Source organism: Methylosinus sp. KRF6 (genome assembly GCF_018887255.1).
GTDB lineage: Bacteria > Pseudomonadota > Alphaproteobacteria > Rhizobiales > Beijerinckiaceae > Methylosinus > Methylosinus sporium.
Window position 1 is genome coordinate 2,100,040 of sequence record NZ_JAHLJF010000001.1, and the last position, 13,011, is coordinate 2,113,050.

Consider the following 13,011-nt stretch of genomic DNA (forward strand, 5'->3'; position numbering starts at 1 on the left):
CCCTCCGACATCATACGACGCCGGCCGAAGGGGGCATCCACCCCATCAGTTCAGGGAGCATCGCGGCGTGCGGGCCATAGCGTTCGACAACAGCACACATCGCCTTCAACGGCGATTATGTCTGGCCGGCCGAGCCCTTTCAAAACACCTTCCGCCCCCTTCGAAACCCCCGCGCCGACTTCCTCGACGCGGCATAGCGTATGATTTGGAACAGATTCCACGATGACCCCTATGAAGATCATGGGCGGCGAATTCGGCGCGGCATTCGCAGGCCCGAGGCGCCATGGGTAACGAAAACCGAGAGAGTTTATTCGCGTAATCAAGGGCAGCGCGACGCTATGGAGAGCTGGTCAGACGAACAGTATGTCCCCAAGCTCGTCTTCCGCGTCCGAGGCGAGCGAAGCCACTCGGCAATAATCCGCCGACTCGGCGACGCCTCGGTGGATAACCCGCTCGCCTTCCGTCGTGTAAAGCCGCCAAAACGCCTCGAGCAGCGAGCGCGACGCCGCTACGCCCTCGAAACTTTCCGGCAGATCTCCCGCGACTTGTTCGAGATCACGCGCCGCGCGGCTCGACGTGTCGCAGACTCGCTGCTGCGGGGCGAGTTCGGCGATTGAGCGGCCGAGAAACTCTTTCACGCGACGACTGCCCGTCAGCAAGGCCCCGAAAGCCCCCTCGAGGCGCTCCGCCACCGCATCCAGATCGCCGAGCGTCGCCGACAGGTCCGCTCCGAAATCGTCCATGGCCACGCTCGACTTTTTTGCTTCGAAGCCGCGTGCGAGCGAGAGCGCGCGTGCGAGCGAGGGCATGAGCAGCTCTGCGTCACAGGAAATTCTTTGCGCATCGCTGCGCAATTGCTCGGCGATGACGCCGAGCGCGAGGCCGCTGGAGCCGAACTGGCGAGACTTCAATCCGGCGTTGATTCCGACGAGCATCATCTGCTTTACCGCCTGCTCCAGCGAGCTCATCCGCTCTTGCAAGGAAATCAACGTCTGCAGCGTCTCGATCTTGATGTCCTCGACCGCGGCTGAAGCAGTCGCGCATTCCTGCATGAGCTGGCTCGAGGCTTCGAGCTTCTCCATCAGCGCCTCGAGGAAAGAGCCGTGTCCGGAATTTCCCGCGCCCCAAATCTCCGCGCCCTCGGATCCGATCGCCGCGCAGTCGCCGACGAGCTGCTTGAGCGCGTCATGGACGTGACGAAGCCCCTCCTCGAAGCCGCGCGACGCAGCATCGATCTGCGCCGCCTCCAACAGGCATGTGGTTCTCAGCGTCGCAACCGCCTCCGCGTCCCCGAGCGTTCGAGACTCCACGCACGACATACGCAAGGCGTCGACAACATGCTCGATGCGCTGGCGTGTGGCGTCGCCGATCTGCAAGGCGATAATGGCGACGCCGATGGCGGAGGAAATCTGCTTCGAGCGTGCGCCGACGCCCGCTGCGGTCTTCGCCGCCCGACGTCGGCGCTCGTCGACCAGATCGAAAGCTCTGCTCACCTCTTGCGAAACGGCCGCGATCTTGCCGAGATACTGACGCTCGAACTCCGCCTGCGCCAGGCAGGCGGAAGCGAGCTTGCGAATGAGCTCGGCCTGCTCGACGCCATGCGCGTCGACCGTCTGCTGAGCGATCTTGACGGTGCGCGCCATCTCGACCGAAAAAATCGACAGATCTTCGCCGTCCCGGTCCAAACGCGTCGCTTCGATCTTCGCATTGAGCGTCAGGATCGTCATCGTGCGGGCGCCGTCCTGCAAGCGGCCCAGAAGATCGGTCACCTCGCGATTGATTGCGAGCAGCTCGGCCAGCGCGGCATGCTCGCCGGCCATCTGCTCGCCAACGACGCCGAGAGCGCCAGAAATCCTGGCAAGCCGATCCGCCACCTCGCGCATGTCTTCGTTCTCGAGCGCCGTCGACAAGGTCTCGAACGTGGCGGTGAGCCCGCCGAAATCGACGATCGCCTCTCCCAGTCCCGCGCCGATCGCGGCGAAGACGCGCTCGCTGTCCTGAAACACCCCGTCGAGAGACGCGGCGACGCGGTCGACGACGGACAGGGCGGCCGAGTGGCTCATGCGGCTGTCCATTTCGTCGCGCCGACGGTCGGCTCCGCGAGCTCGACGGCGGCAATTTCGCGCGCGATGGCGCTGAGAGGCGTGATCTTGCCCACTGCGCCGATGGCGATGGCCTCCTTCGGCATGCCGAACACGACGCAGCTCTGCTCGTCCTGAGCGATCGTCCGCGCGCCGGCCTGCTTCATCTCGAGCAGGCCTTTGGCGCCATCGTCGCCCATGCCGGTCATGATGACGCCGACCGCATTGGCGCCGGCGCATTGCGCAGCCGAGCGAAACAGCACGTCGACCGAAGGTCGATGACGTGACACGAGCGGGCCGTCCTTGATCGCGACGTGATAGCGCGTTCCGTTGCGCTGCAGCAGCAGGTGCCGATTCCCCGGCGCGATCAGCACGCGTCCGGCGTGCACGAGGTCGCCGTCTTCCGCCTCTTTCACCTCCACTCGACAAAGACCATTGAGGCGGCGCGCGAAGGCGGCGGTGAAATGCTGGGGCATATGCTGCACGATGACCATGCCGGGCGAGGTCTCGGGAAGCGCCTCGAGCACATCTCGCAACGCTTCGGTGCCGCCGGTCGAAGCACCGATGCAGACGATCGTCTCGGTCGGTCGGTGGATCGAGCGCAGCGCCGGCGGCGGCAGCATGACATCGGCGGTGAGCTTGCGCTCGACGATGTTGGCGCGCGAGACGGCGCTGCGCCGCTTCGAATGAGCGGCGGCCCGCACGGCGTCGGAGACGCGCACCTTCGCCTCCATGAGAAATTGCTTGGTGGCAATATGCGGCTTGGCGATGACGTCCACGGCCCCCGCCTCCATGGCGTCGACCAGCGCCTTCGAGCCCGCTTCCGTCAAGCTCGAGCAGATCACCACCGGCATCGGCTTCTGCGACATGATCTTGCGCAGGAAAGTGATGCCGTCCATGCCCGGCATCTCCACGTCGAGAATGATCACATCTGGAATTTCCGCCTGAATGCGGCGCGCCGCCGCATAGGCGTCGGCGGCCGTTCCCATCACCTCGATGTCCGGCTCGGCGCCGAGCATGTCGCTCAATGTCTGACGCACGGAGGCGGAATCATCTACGATGAGAACGCGAATTTTCGTCGACGCGATCACGCGCGTCCTCCTTCTCGTCGATAAACCGTGGACGCGATCTGCCGCAATCCGGGCTGCTTGGCGCCGGCCATCGATTCCGAATGGCCGAGCAGCAGATAACCGCCTGGCCGCAGATGCCGGCAGAGATTGGCGACTACGGCATGCTGAGTCGCAGCAGAGAAGTAAATGAGCACATTACGACAGAAAATCACGTCCATGTCGTCGTCGGCCGGATAGGACGAGTCCATCAGATTGAGCCGCTCGAAACGCGTGAGGCGCCGCAGTTCCGGCACGATGCGCGCCTCGCGGCGCGCCGGATTGCGCGAGCGCATCACATATCGCTCGCGCATCGCCGGCGGCGTCGGCGCGAGCATCTCCTCGGGATAGATCGCGCGCTTGGCCTGCTCCAAGGCCGCCGAGCAGATATCGGTGCCGAGAATGCGGAAGTGGAAGGACTCGACTTTTGCGAGATCCGCTAGCACCATCGCGATCGTATAGGCTTCCGCTCCGATCGACGACGCGGCGCTCCAGACATTCAGACGATCGGTTCGGCTCCGCCGCTGCGCGAGCAGCTGCGGCATGATCTTCTGCGCCAACATATGAAAATGCTCCGGCTCGCGAAAAAAATCCGTCTTGTTCGTCGTCATGCAATCGATGAGTTGAACGCTCTCGCTCGCGAGCCCGCCGCGGTCGAACACGAAACGGGCGTAGTCGTCGAGGTCATGGAGGCCGAGCGCCTTGACCCTGCGGCGCAGCCGGCCCTCGACCATGGTTCGCTTCGATGGCGGCAGCCGAATGCCGACCTCGCTTTCGATGAACGCCGTGAGCGTGCGGAAATGGCGGTCGCTCAGCGCATCGAGCCGGATCGCGCGGGCGGCGTCCTCCACGAGCGCTGGGTCGCTCGCACGCCGAATTGGCTCGCACCCCATCACGCGGCTCGCGGCGCTGTCGAGGCGACCACCAGCGCCATGTCGCCTTCGGCGAGCAGACGCGGCAGATCGAACACGACAACGAACACGCCGTTGCGCCGACCGATACCGCGAATGCACTCCGCGCGCCATCGACCACCGACATTGGGAGGCGGATCGATCGCGTCGCGATCGAGCTCCGTCACCTCGAACACGCAATCCACGAGAAGACCGAGCGCCGCCTCGCCGCCGTCGAGCAGGACATTCACGACGATGAGACGGCTCGCCTCCGTCGCCGCGACGGACGGCAGCCCGAGCTTGGCGCGCAGATCGATGATCGGCACCGCTTCGCCGCGCACGTCGATCATGCCCAGCACATAGGCCGGCGCCTGCGGTAACTTGGTGATGTGGCGATAGTCGAGGATTTCCCGCACCAAGGCGACGGGGAGACCGAAGACCTCGCCGTCGAGGCCCATCGTGACGAATTGGCTCAGGTCCTGTGTCATCTTCGCAATATCCTCGTCTCGCGGTGGCGCTCGGGAGCGCCCTCGTCCATCGAGAGCGTTCCAATCGAGGCTCAGCCGCGTCGGAACTCTGCGTCCAGTTCATCCTCGCCGTGAGAAAGGTCGAGCATGAAGCCGCCCGTTCCGGTCGCCTTCATCGCCGGTCGAGCTGCGCCCGCGCCCTTGTCGGAGCTTGCGCGATGAGAGAGCTCGGCGGCCGCGGCCATCGCCTTCTCGCGCAGCTGGCGAATGGCGGGGCGCCTGCTCTGCGTCGTCGCGACGCGCACCTCGTCGCCGAGGCGGAAATAGGCGATCGTCGATTGTAATTGCTCGGCCTGGCTCGACAGCTCCTCCGAGGTCGCGGAGACTTCCTCCGACGAGCTGGCGTTCTGCTGCGTCACCTTGTCGAGCTGCTGGATCGCCTGATTGATCTGCGCGGCGCCCGCGTCCTGCTCTCGGCAAGCGGAGGTGATCTCCTCGACGAGCGAGGCGGTGCGGCGAATGTCGGGCACGAGCTTGGTCAGCATTTCGCCGGCTTCGCGCGCCGCGCGCACAGTGTCGGTGGAGAGCACGCTGATCTCGGCGGCCGCGGTCTGGCTGCGCTCGGCGAGCTTGCGCACTTCCGAGGCGACCACGGCGAAGCCCTTGCCATGCTCGCCGGCGCGCGCCGCCTCCACCGCCGCATTGAGCGCGAGCAGATCGGTCTGGCGCGCGATCTCCTGCACGATGCCGATCTTGTCGGCGATCGTCTGCATTGCCTGCACCGCGCGGTCCACAGCCTCTCCGCTCGCCTCGGCGTTGCGCGCCGACTGATGCGCAATGGTCTCGGTCTGATTGGCGTTGTCGGCGTTCTGCTTGATGTTGGAGGCCATCTGCTCCATGGACGCGGAGGCTTCCTCGGCCGATGAGGCCTGCTCGGTCGCGCCCTGCGAGAGCTGTTCGGACGACGCCGACAGCTCCTGCGCGCCGGCCGCGACATTATTCGCGGCGCTGGTCGCCTTGACGATGATCTCGCGCAGGTTGGCGACCATGCGCTCGAGCGCAATGCCGAGCGTGTCCTTGTCGGACAGCGGCTTCGCCTGAACGGTCAGATCGCCCGCCGCGATCTTGTCGGCGACGGCGGCGGTGGCGTTGAGATTGCGTGACATGGCGTTGAGCGCCTCGATGAGGTCGGCGACCTCGTCATTGCTGCTCGCCGAGATCTGCTGGCTGAGATCGCCGACCGCCACCGCATTGGCGAGACCGACGGCGCGGCCGAGGCCGCGGCTGATGTTGAAGCCGATCCACAGAGCGGCGCCGACGGCGACGAGCATGGAGCCGGTCAGCGTGATGATGAGCAGCAGCCGCGCCTGCTCGAAATCGCTCACGGCTTGGGCTTTTGCTTCGTCGACAATCTTGCGCTGGAAGGCGATGAATTCGTCGATCGTCTTCAACACCTCCAGGACGCGGGTGCGACCTTCGCCGCCTGAGAGCTCGGCGGCGATGAGCGAGCCGCCCTCGCGCGCAGTGTCGACAGCGCGCGCTTCCATTTTCAGCCAGCGTTCGAGCGCGGTCGAGAACAGCTCCGCGGGCTGAACCATCCCGGCCCGGATCGCTCGGCCTTTGACGCCTTCGGCGCTGGCGGCGAGCGCGGCGGCGTCCGCCTGGATCGGCTTGAGTCGCGATTCGAGGTCCGCCGTAGTCTGCGAGGCGATATAGGCGTACATGTCGCCACGCAGCTTCTCCATCGCCGAATGGATGCGCTCGAGATCGCCGACGAGCAAGGGCGCGTTGTTTCTGGCGGCCGTCTCGGAAAATGCGTTGAAGGCGGCGCGCAGCTCTTTGGCCGTTTCGGCGCCTTCGGTGGCGGCGATGGCGAACGCCTTATTGGCGGAATTCAGCTTGGCGGACCTCAGGACCTTGTCCTGCACAGGATTCAGCGCTTCGACGGCCGCGGCGACCTTGACGATATATTCCTTGCCTTTCGCGCTGGCGACCTCATAGATCGACTCACGCAGCCTGCGCGCGTCCTCGCGCGTCTTCAGCGCGTTGGCGACATGTTTTTCGCTCTCCGCGTCGCTCGACGCGATGATGGCGTTCTTCTCGGAGCGAACGCTGTCCAGCGTGAGCATCTTCATATCTTCCGCCCAGACCAGCCGCTTGACGCGGCCCTCGACGATCGCTTCGAGATTTTCGTTGAGCGCCGCCAGCTTCGTGTAGGAGACGGCGCCCGCCGCCGCCGAGAGAACGATGACGACGCCGAAGGCGGTAGCGAGCTTTGCTTTGACTGTGTATCGCATCGGATGTTCCTGTCACGAAATTTCGATTGTCATCTCTGCGAAACGCTCGCGTCGAGAGAGGGAGCATGGCTCGTCGCGGCGGGCGCGGGGCCTCAGCCTCTTCGGAATTCTGCATCCATCTCGTCCTCTCCACCGGCGAGGTCGAGCACGAAGCCGCCGGTGCCGGTCGCCTTCATCGCCGGCTTGGCGGCGCGCATCGGCTTGCGTCCGCCGGGCGAACGATGCGACAGCTCCGCGGCCGCGAACATCGCCTTCTCGCGCAGTTGGCGCACGCCATGTGCGCCAGTGTCTGCATGGCTCGCCGCGCTGCTTCGCGCTGCTTGGTCGCCGAGGCGGAAGAAAGCGATCGTCGACTGCAATTGCTCGGCCTGACTCGACAGCTCCTCCGAGGTCGCGGAGACTTCCTCCGACGAGCTGGCGTTCTGCTGCGTCACCTTGTCGAGCTGCTGGATCGCCTGATTGATCTGCGCGGCGCCCGCGTCCTGCTCTCGGCAAGCGGAGGTGATCTCCTCGACGAGCGAGGCGGTGCGGCGAATGTCGGGCACGAGCTTGGTCAGCATTTCGCCGGCTTCGCGCGCCGCGCGCACAGTGTCGGTGGAGAGCACGCTGATCTCGGCGGCCGCGGTCTGGCTGCGCTCGGCGAGCTTGCGCACTTCCGAGGCGACCACGGCGAAGCCCTTGCCATGCTCGCCGGCGCGCGCCGCCTCCACCGCCGCATTGAGCGCGAGCAGATCGGTCTGGCGCGCGATCTCCTGCACGATGCCGATCTTGTCGGCGATCGTCTGCATGGCCGTGACGGCGCGGGCGACCGCTTCCCCGCTCGCTTCCGCATTGCGCGCCGATTGATGCGCGATGGTCTCGGTCTGATTGGCGTTGTCTGCGTTCTGCTTGATGTTGGACGCCATCTGCTCCATTGAAGCGGACGCCTCCTCCGCCGAGGCCGCCTGCTCCGTCGCGCCCTGGGAGAGCTGCTCCGCCGATGCGGCGAGCTCCTGCGCTCCGGCCGTGACATTGCTCGCCGCGTCGGACGTCTTGGCGACCACCTCTCGCAGATTGGCGACCATCTTTTTCAGCGCCGCGACGAGATCGCCGATCTCGTCGTCACTGTCAGCGGTGATGTTGCGAGAGAGATCGCCATCTGCGACGGCGCTCGCAAGCGTGACGGCCCGGTTGAGGCCGCGGCTGATCGAGTAGCCGATCCAGAGCGCGGCGGCGGCGGCGACGGAGATCGAAACGGCCAAAACGAGAACAAGCAGCGTCCGAGCCTGATCATAGTCCGAGGCGGCCTTTGCTCTGGCCTCATCGACCAGATTGCGCTGAAAAGTGATAAATTCATCGAGCGACTTCGTCACCTCGGCGGCAAGAATGCGCTTTTGATTGCTCGACAGGTCGGCGGCGTAAACCGAACCACCCTCACGCGCAATGCCGATCACGCGCGCCTGTGTCTTCAGCCATTGATCAAAGGCGGCTCCGAAATGCTCCGCCGCCTGAACCATCCCCGCTTTCATGGCCCTCGACTTGATCGCTTCGGCGCTCGCGGCGATTGTCGCCGCGTCTGCCTGAAGCGCCTTGGCGCCCGATTCGAGCTCCGCCATTGTCGGCGCCGAAATATAGAGGTGCGTGTCTCCGCCCAGAGTCTCGATGGCCGAGTGAAGCCGCTCGAGATCGTTCACGAGCAGGGAGGCTCCGTTTTTCGCGGCCACCTCGGAAAAGGCGTTGAAGGCCGCGCGAAGCTCCTTGGCCTTGGCGGCTCCTTCGGTCGTTGCGAGGCTGCGGGCTTTCGAGGCGGAGTTCAATTTCGCGGCGTTCAGCACCTTGTCGAGCAGAGGGTCGACCGCATCGGCTGCTGTGCCGACCTTGGCGATCAATTCCTTGCCTTTCGGGGACGCGACTTCGTAGATGGTTTCGCGCAGCTTGCGAAATTCCTCGCGCAGCTTCAGCGCACGGCCGACGTGCTTCGCGCTTTCTTCGTCTGTCGTGGCGATGATCGCATTTTTCTCGGATCGGACGGCTTCGCTGGAAATGACTTTGAGATCCTCCGCCCAGACGAGCCGCTTCACGCGCGCCTCGACGATCGTCTCGATATTCTCGTTGAGCGCTGCGAGCTTCGTATAGGCGACGGCTCCTGCTGCCGCAGACAGAATTATGACGACGCTGAAAGCGCTCGTCAGCTTTGCTTTGACTGTGTATCGCATGGTCCGCCCCAGCTCAGTTGAAAATGCGCTCGATGTCTGGAACGACGATGAAGTCGTCCTGCCAGCGTCCGATGAATTTCACCAGCTCCGGCCGCCAGCGCATGCCGATGCGCGGCGCCGCTCCGAGCGATGAGAGAGGCAGCTCCGCCACCTCATAGACCTTGTCCGCCACGATGCCGACGACGGTCGGCTCGCCGTCGAGATCGACCTCGATGACGACGAAGCGCGTGTCGGGCGTCGCCTCCGCGACCTCCATTCCGAAGCGCGGACGCAGATCGGCCATCGGCACGACCTTGCCGCGCACATTGATGAGGCCGCGCACGAAATCGCGCGCGCCCGGAACGTCCGTCACAGGCGCGGGATCGAGAATTTCGCGCACGCGCTCGGCGTCGATCGCGAAGATCTCGCCGCCGACGCCCAGCATCAGGCATTGCCTGCTTTCGTCTATCGTCTCCTGCGCCATCACGCCGCCTCCTTCTCTCGCGCCTTGCGCTCCTCGTCATGCGCCTGTCCGCGATCAACGAGATGCGGAATGTCGAAGATCAGCGCCACGGCGCCATCGCCGAGTATGGTCGCGCCCGAGAAGCACGGCACGTCGGCGTGCAGCTTGGAGAGCGATTTGATCACCGTTTGATGGCTACCGATGATCTGATCGACGACGAGGCCGACGCGCTGATCGCCGAAGGAGACGACGACGACCTTCTGATGCGGATCGGGCGGCGTCCTGGCGCTCAAGAATTCGCGCAGCCGCAGGAAAGGCACGAGATCGCCGCGGATGTTGAGGAAGCTGCGGCCCGCCGAGCCGCCCTCGCCGGCGGTCGCCAGCTCCACGCATTCCTCGACGGAAGAAAGCGGGATGACATAGCGCGCGGCGCCGACGCGCACGAGCAGCCCCTCGATGATCGCCAGCGTCAAGGGCAACCGCAGCGTCACCTCGGACCCGCCGCCCGGCGTGCTCGCGATGTCGATCGCGCCGCGCAGGCCCTCGATCGTGCGCTTGACCACATCCATGCCGACGCCGCGGCCCGAAAGCTTGGTGATCGATTGCGCGGTCGAGAAGCCGGCGTGGAAGATGAGCTGATGAATTTCCGCATCGCTCATCACGGCGTCCTCGGCGATGAGGCCGTTGGCCACCGCTTTGGCGCGAATGCGTGCGACATCGAGCCCGCGTCCGTCGTCGGCGACGGTGATCAGCACCTCGGCGCCGGAATGGCTCGCCGAGAGCCGAATGCGGCCGGTGGCCGCCTTGCCCGCGGCCGCGCGTCCGGCGACATCCTCGAGCCCGTGATCGAGCGAATTGCGAATGAGATGCACGAGCGGGTCGGCGAGGCGCTCGATCATCGTCTTGTCGAGCTCGGTCTCCTCGCCGGACATCACGAGATCGACCGGCTTGCCCAGCTCGCTGGAAAGATCATGCACGAGACGCCGATAGCGGCCGAACAGCGAGCCGATCGGCACCATGCGAATGCCCATGGTGACGTCGCGCAGATTGGCGGCGAGACGCTCGATCTCCTCGGCGATCGCTTTTATGTCGAGGCTCGCCGTCTCGGCGAGCTGCGTCAGCCGCGCCTGAGCGATGACCAATTCGCCGACGCGATCCATCAGCTCATCGACCTTTTCCGCCTGCACGCGCACCGAGCCGGCGCCGCGCCCCTCGTTCTCTGCGCTGCGTCGCGTTGCTGTCGGCGCCGCTTCGGCGGCGGCGGGCGGCGCCTCCTCCACATGCGCCGGCTGCTCCTCATCCACGCGCTCGATCTCGAGACTCATCTCGTCGATCACGAAGATGAAGACATCCTCGATCGCCGAACGCGGCGCATCGGTGACGAGCGTCGCCTCGAAGGAGAGATAGCAGACCGTCGGATCGATCGCGTCGAGCGAGGGAACCGCATCCGCGCAAGCGCGCAGATCGAGCTCGCCGAGCGTGCGCAGCTCGTCGAACAGCAGCAGCGGATTGGTTCCATTGACGAGCACGCGCTCGTCGAAGGAGAAGCGCAGACGCCAAGCGGCGCGGGCGGGCCGAGCGGCCGTCGTAATCTCCGCGGTCGGCGCCTCGGCGACCGCCGGCGCCGAAGCCTCCACCACGCGACGCAGCTCATCGAGAATGCGGCGGCCCGTCGCCTCGTCGGCGGCCTCCGGATCCTCGATCTGCGTGCGCACGTGATCCTTGGCGAGCAGGGCCACCGATACGAGCTCGGTGCTCGGCGGCGCGCGGCCCTTGCGCACATGATCGAAGGCCGTCTCGAAATTATGAACGAACGCCGACACCTTTTCATAGCCGAACATCGCGCCCGAGCCCTTGAGCGTATGCAGCGCGCGGAAAGCGCAAGCGATGAGCTCGTTGTCGGACGGCGTCTTCTCGAGATCGAGCAGCGATTGCTCGAGCTGCTCCAGCAAATCATCGGCTTCTTCGCGAAAAGCCTTTTCGGCGTCGTTCATGGGCTTCGTCCCCCTGCATGTTTCGACGGGCATCGGGGCGCCGATCAGCTCCCGATCAGCTTCTTGACGACGGCGAGCAGCTGCTCCTGACTGAATGGCTTGGTGATCCAACCCGTGGCCCCGGCCGCCTTGGCCTCCTGCTTCACCGCCGCATCGGACTCCGTGGTCAAGAAGACGATCGGCACGCCGCTATAGGTGGGAAGCTTGCGCAGTTCGCGAATGAAGGTGAGCCCGTCCATGACCGGCATGTTGAGGTCGGTGATCACCATATTGGCTTGCTCGCTGCGCGCGGCTCCGAGCGCTTCGCGACCGTCTTTGGCCTCCATCACGCTATATCCCGCGACGGTGAGGACGGCCCGCACCATCTGGCGAACGCTCATGGAATCATCGACTGTCAAAACCTTTTTCATATCCACGGCCTTCTGGTCGAGAGGCAGAGGCTGCAACGCCGGAATGCCTCGCGTAAGGAAGGGGCGCCGTCATGTCGCACCGGTATGTCTGCGCCGCGCGCGATCTGCACGGCGGCCATCGGACCGACCGCGCTAAACGCCGGTAGGCGCGCCGTCCGCGAGCAAGTCCCCGGGCGCGAATCCAGTTCGCCGCAGAACCTCGGCGATCAAAGAATCGGGCTGCGCGATGATTTTCAGCTCGGCGCCGCTCGCTCGAGCCATGCGACGGCTGGCGATCAACAGTTGAACGAAAGTGAGGTCGGCATCGTTGGTGCGTGAGCAGTCGATCACGACATCGGCGCTCTGCCGAAGAGCGCTCAACAGCGCCTCACGAATTTCCGCGGCGTCAGAGATCAGCTGCTTTCCGCCGCAGCTGACGATCGTTGCACGGTCATGCATTGCATTCATGCTCCACTACATAGCTGAAACTAAGCTGTGGGAGCTTAACAAGGTGTGAAAAGCCTTACAAAATTGAATCTGTTTGTTTACAACTCAGCATTGAAAGCGTCACCGCTCGACAAGCAGAGTAATTGCTCAGAGCCCGACTCTGTCGATCGGCATCCTGATCGAGGCGACGCCGGACCGACCATCAGCGAGCTTTTGGAACGGCTCCTCACCGAGCGTGGGATAAAGTCCAGCCGAGCGACGCTTTGGGGCTTTCTCGACCGCTGCGGTCTGACATACAAAAAAGACCGCCCATGCGAGCGAGCGGGATCGCCACGACGTGAAGGAGCGGCGCGAAGCCTGGTTCGACAACCAGCTCGATCTCGATCCCGAAAAGCTCGTCTTCATCGACGAGACATGGGCCACGACCAATATGGCGCGCAAGAACGGGTGCGCGCCGAAAGGCGAGCGGCTGCGCGCCGGCGTTCCGCATGGGCATTGGAAGACGACGACGTTCGTCGCCGGCCCGCGCCTGACCGGAATGATGGCGCCAAGGGTTCTCGACGGCCCGATCGACGGTCGATGGTTCCAAGCCTATGTCGATCAGGTTCTCGTTCGGACGCTCTCGCCGGGGGACGTTGTCGCGATGGACTGAACTGATGGGGTGGATGCCCCCTTCGGCCGGCGTCGTATGATGTCGGAGGGC

10 protein-coding genes and 1 pseudogene are annotated in these 13,011 nt (G+C 64.8%); 1 reads left to right on the top strand and 10 read right to left on the bottom strand.

The features are described 5' to 3' along the window. Nucleotides 1-350 precede the first annotated feature (350 nt). The 10 genes from KP010_RS10140 to KP010_RS10185 form a co-directional block, all read right to left on the bottom strand. Nucleotides 351-2,063, bottom strand: coding sequence for a hypothetical protein (locus KP010_RS10140; RefSeq protein WP_216280827.1), 1,713 nt, complete (start codon nucleotides 2,061-2,063; stop codon nucleotides 351-353). After that, nucleotides 2,060-3,172, bottom strand: coding sequence for a chemotaxis response regulator protein-glutamate methylesterase (locus KP010_RS10145; protein ID WP_371824204.1), 1,113 nt, complete (start codon nucleotides 3,170-3,172; stop codon nucleotides 2,060-2,062). Before KP010_RS10145 ends, KP010_RS10140 begins: the two co-directional genes overlap by 4 nt. Further along, nucleotides 3,169-4,080, bottom strand: coding sequence for a protein-glutamate O-methyltransferase CheR (locus KP010_RS10150; RefSeq protein ID WP_216280828.1), 912 nt, complete (start codon nucleotides 4,078-4,080; stop codon nucleotides 3,169-3,171). Before KP010_RS10150 ends, KP010_RS10145 begins: the two co-directional genes overlap by 4 nt. After that, complete coding sequence (locus tag KP010_RS10155; RefSeq protein WP_216280829.1) at nucleotides 4,080-4,565, bottom strand: chemotaxis protein CheW; 486 nt, start codon at nucleotides 4,563-4,565, stop codon at nucleotides 4,080-4,082. Before KP010_RS10155 ends, KP010_RS10150 begins: the two co-directional genes overlap by 1 nt. A gap of 71 nt (nucleotides 4,566-4,636) precedes the next feature. Then, complete coding sequence (locus tag KP010_RS10160; RefSeq protein ID WP_216280830.1) at nucleotides 4,637-6,841, bottom strand: methyl-accepting chemotaxis protein; 2,205 nt, start codon at nucleotides 6,839-6,841, stop codon at nucleotides 4,637-4,639. 92 nt (nucleotides 6,842-6,933) lie between these two features. Further along, nucleotides 6,934-9,036, bottom strand: coding sequence for a methyl-accepting chemotaxis protein (locus tag KP010_RS10165; RefSeq protein WP_216280831.1), 2,103 nt, complete (start codon nucleotides 9,034-9,036; stop codon nucleotides 6,934-6,936). 13 nt (nucleotides 9,037-9,049) lie between these two features. Further along, on the bottom strand, nucleotides 9,050-9,499 hold the full coding sequence (locus KP010_RS10170) for a chemotaxis protein CheW (protein ID WP_216280832.1): 450 nt from the start codon (nucleotides 9,497-9,499) through the stop codon (nucleotides 9,050-9,052). Then, the gene (locus tag KP010_RS10175; RefSeq protein ID WP_216280833.1) at nucleotides 9,499-11,472 is read right to left on the bottom strand and encodes a chemotaxis protein CheA; all 1,974 of its coding nucleotides are present in this window, start codon (nucleotides 11,470-11,472) and stop codon (nucleotides 9,499-9,501) included. Before KP010_RS10175 ends, KP010_RS10170 begins: the two co-directional genes overlap by 1 nt. A 44-nt stretch (nucleotides 11,473-11,516) precedes the next feature. After that, complete coding sequence (locus KP010_RS10180) at nucleotides 11,517-11,882, bottom strand: response regulator (RefSeq protein ID WP_216280834.1); 366 nt, start codon at nucleotides 11,880-11,882, stop codon at nucleotides 11,517-11,519. Nucleotides 11,883-12,014: 132 nt separating this feature from the next. Further along, on the bottom strand, nucleotides 12,015-12,320 hold the full coding sequence (locus tag KP010_RS10185; RefSeq protein WP_216280835.1) for an STAS domain-containing protein: 306 nt from the start codon (nucleotides 12,318-12,320) through the stop codon (nucleotides 12,015-12,017). Nucleotides 12,321-12,506: 186 nt separating this feature from the next. Here KP010_RS10185 and KP010_RS10190 point away from each other — a divergent pair. Beyond that, a pseudogene (locus KP010_RS10190) lies at nucleotides 12,507-12,957 on the top strand (transposase); the annotation flags it as partial. Nucleotides 12,958-13,011: the final 54 nt, after the last annotated feature.

Coding starts and splice junctions, on each gene's coding strand:
- KP010_RS10140 (WP_216280827.1), bottom strand. CDS start 2,063: ATGAGCCACTCGGCCGCCCTGTCCGTCGTCGACCGCGTCGCCGCGTCT.
- KP010_RS10170 (WP_216280832.1), bottom strand. CDS start 9,499: ATGGCGCAGGAGACGATAGACGAAAGCAGGCAATGCCTGATGCTGGGC.
- KP010_RS10180 (WP_216280834.1), bottom strand. CDS start 11,882: ATGAAAAAGGTTTTGACAGTCGATGATTCCATGAGCGTTCGCCAGATG.
- KP010_RS10150 (WP_216280828.1), bottom strand. CDS start 4,080: ATGGGGTGCGAGCCAATTCGGCGTGCGAGCGACCCAGCGCTCGTGGAG.
- KP010_RS10165 (WP_216280831.1), bottom strand. CDS start 9,036: ATGCGATACACAGTCAAAGCAAAGCTGACGAGCGCTTTCAGCGTCGTC.
- KP010_RS10155 (WP_216280829.1), bottom strand. CDS start 4,565: ATGACACAGGACCTGAGCCAATTCGTCACGATGGGCCTCGACGGCGAG.
- KP010_RS10185 (WP_216280835.1), bottom strand. CDS start 12,320: ATGCATGACCGTGCAACGATCGTCAGCTGCGGCGGAAAGCAGCTGATC.
- KP010_RS10160 (WP_216280830.1), bottom strand. CDS start 6,841: ATGCGATACACAGTCAAAGCAAAGCTCGCTACCGCCTTCGGCGTCGTC.
- KP010_RS10175 (WP_216280833.1), bottom strand. CDS start 11,472: ATGAACGACGCCGAAAAGGCTTTTCGCGAAGAAGCCGATGATTTGCTG.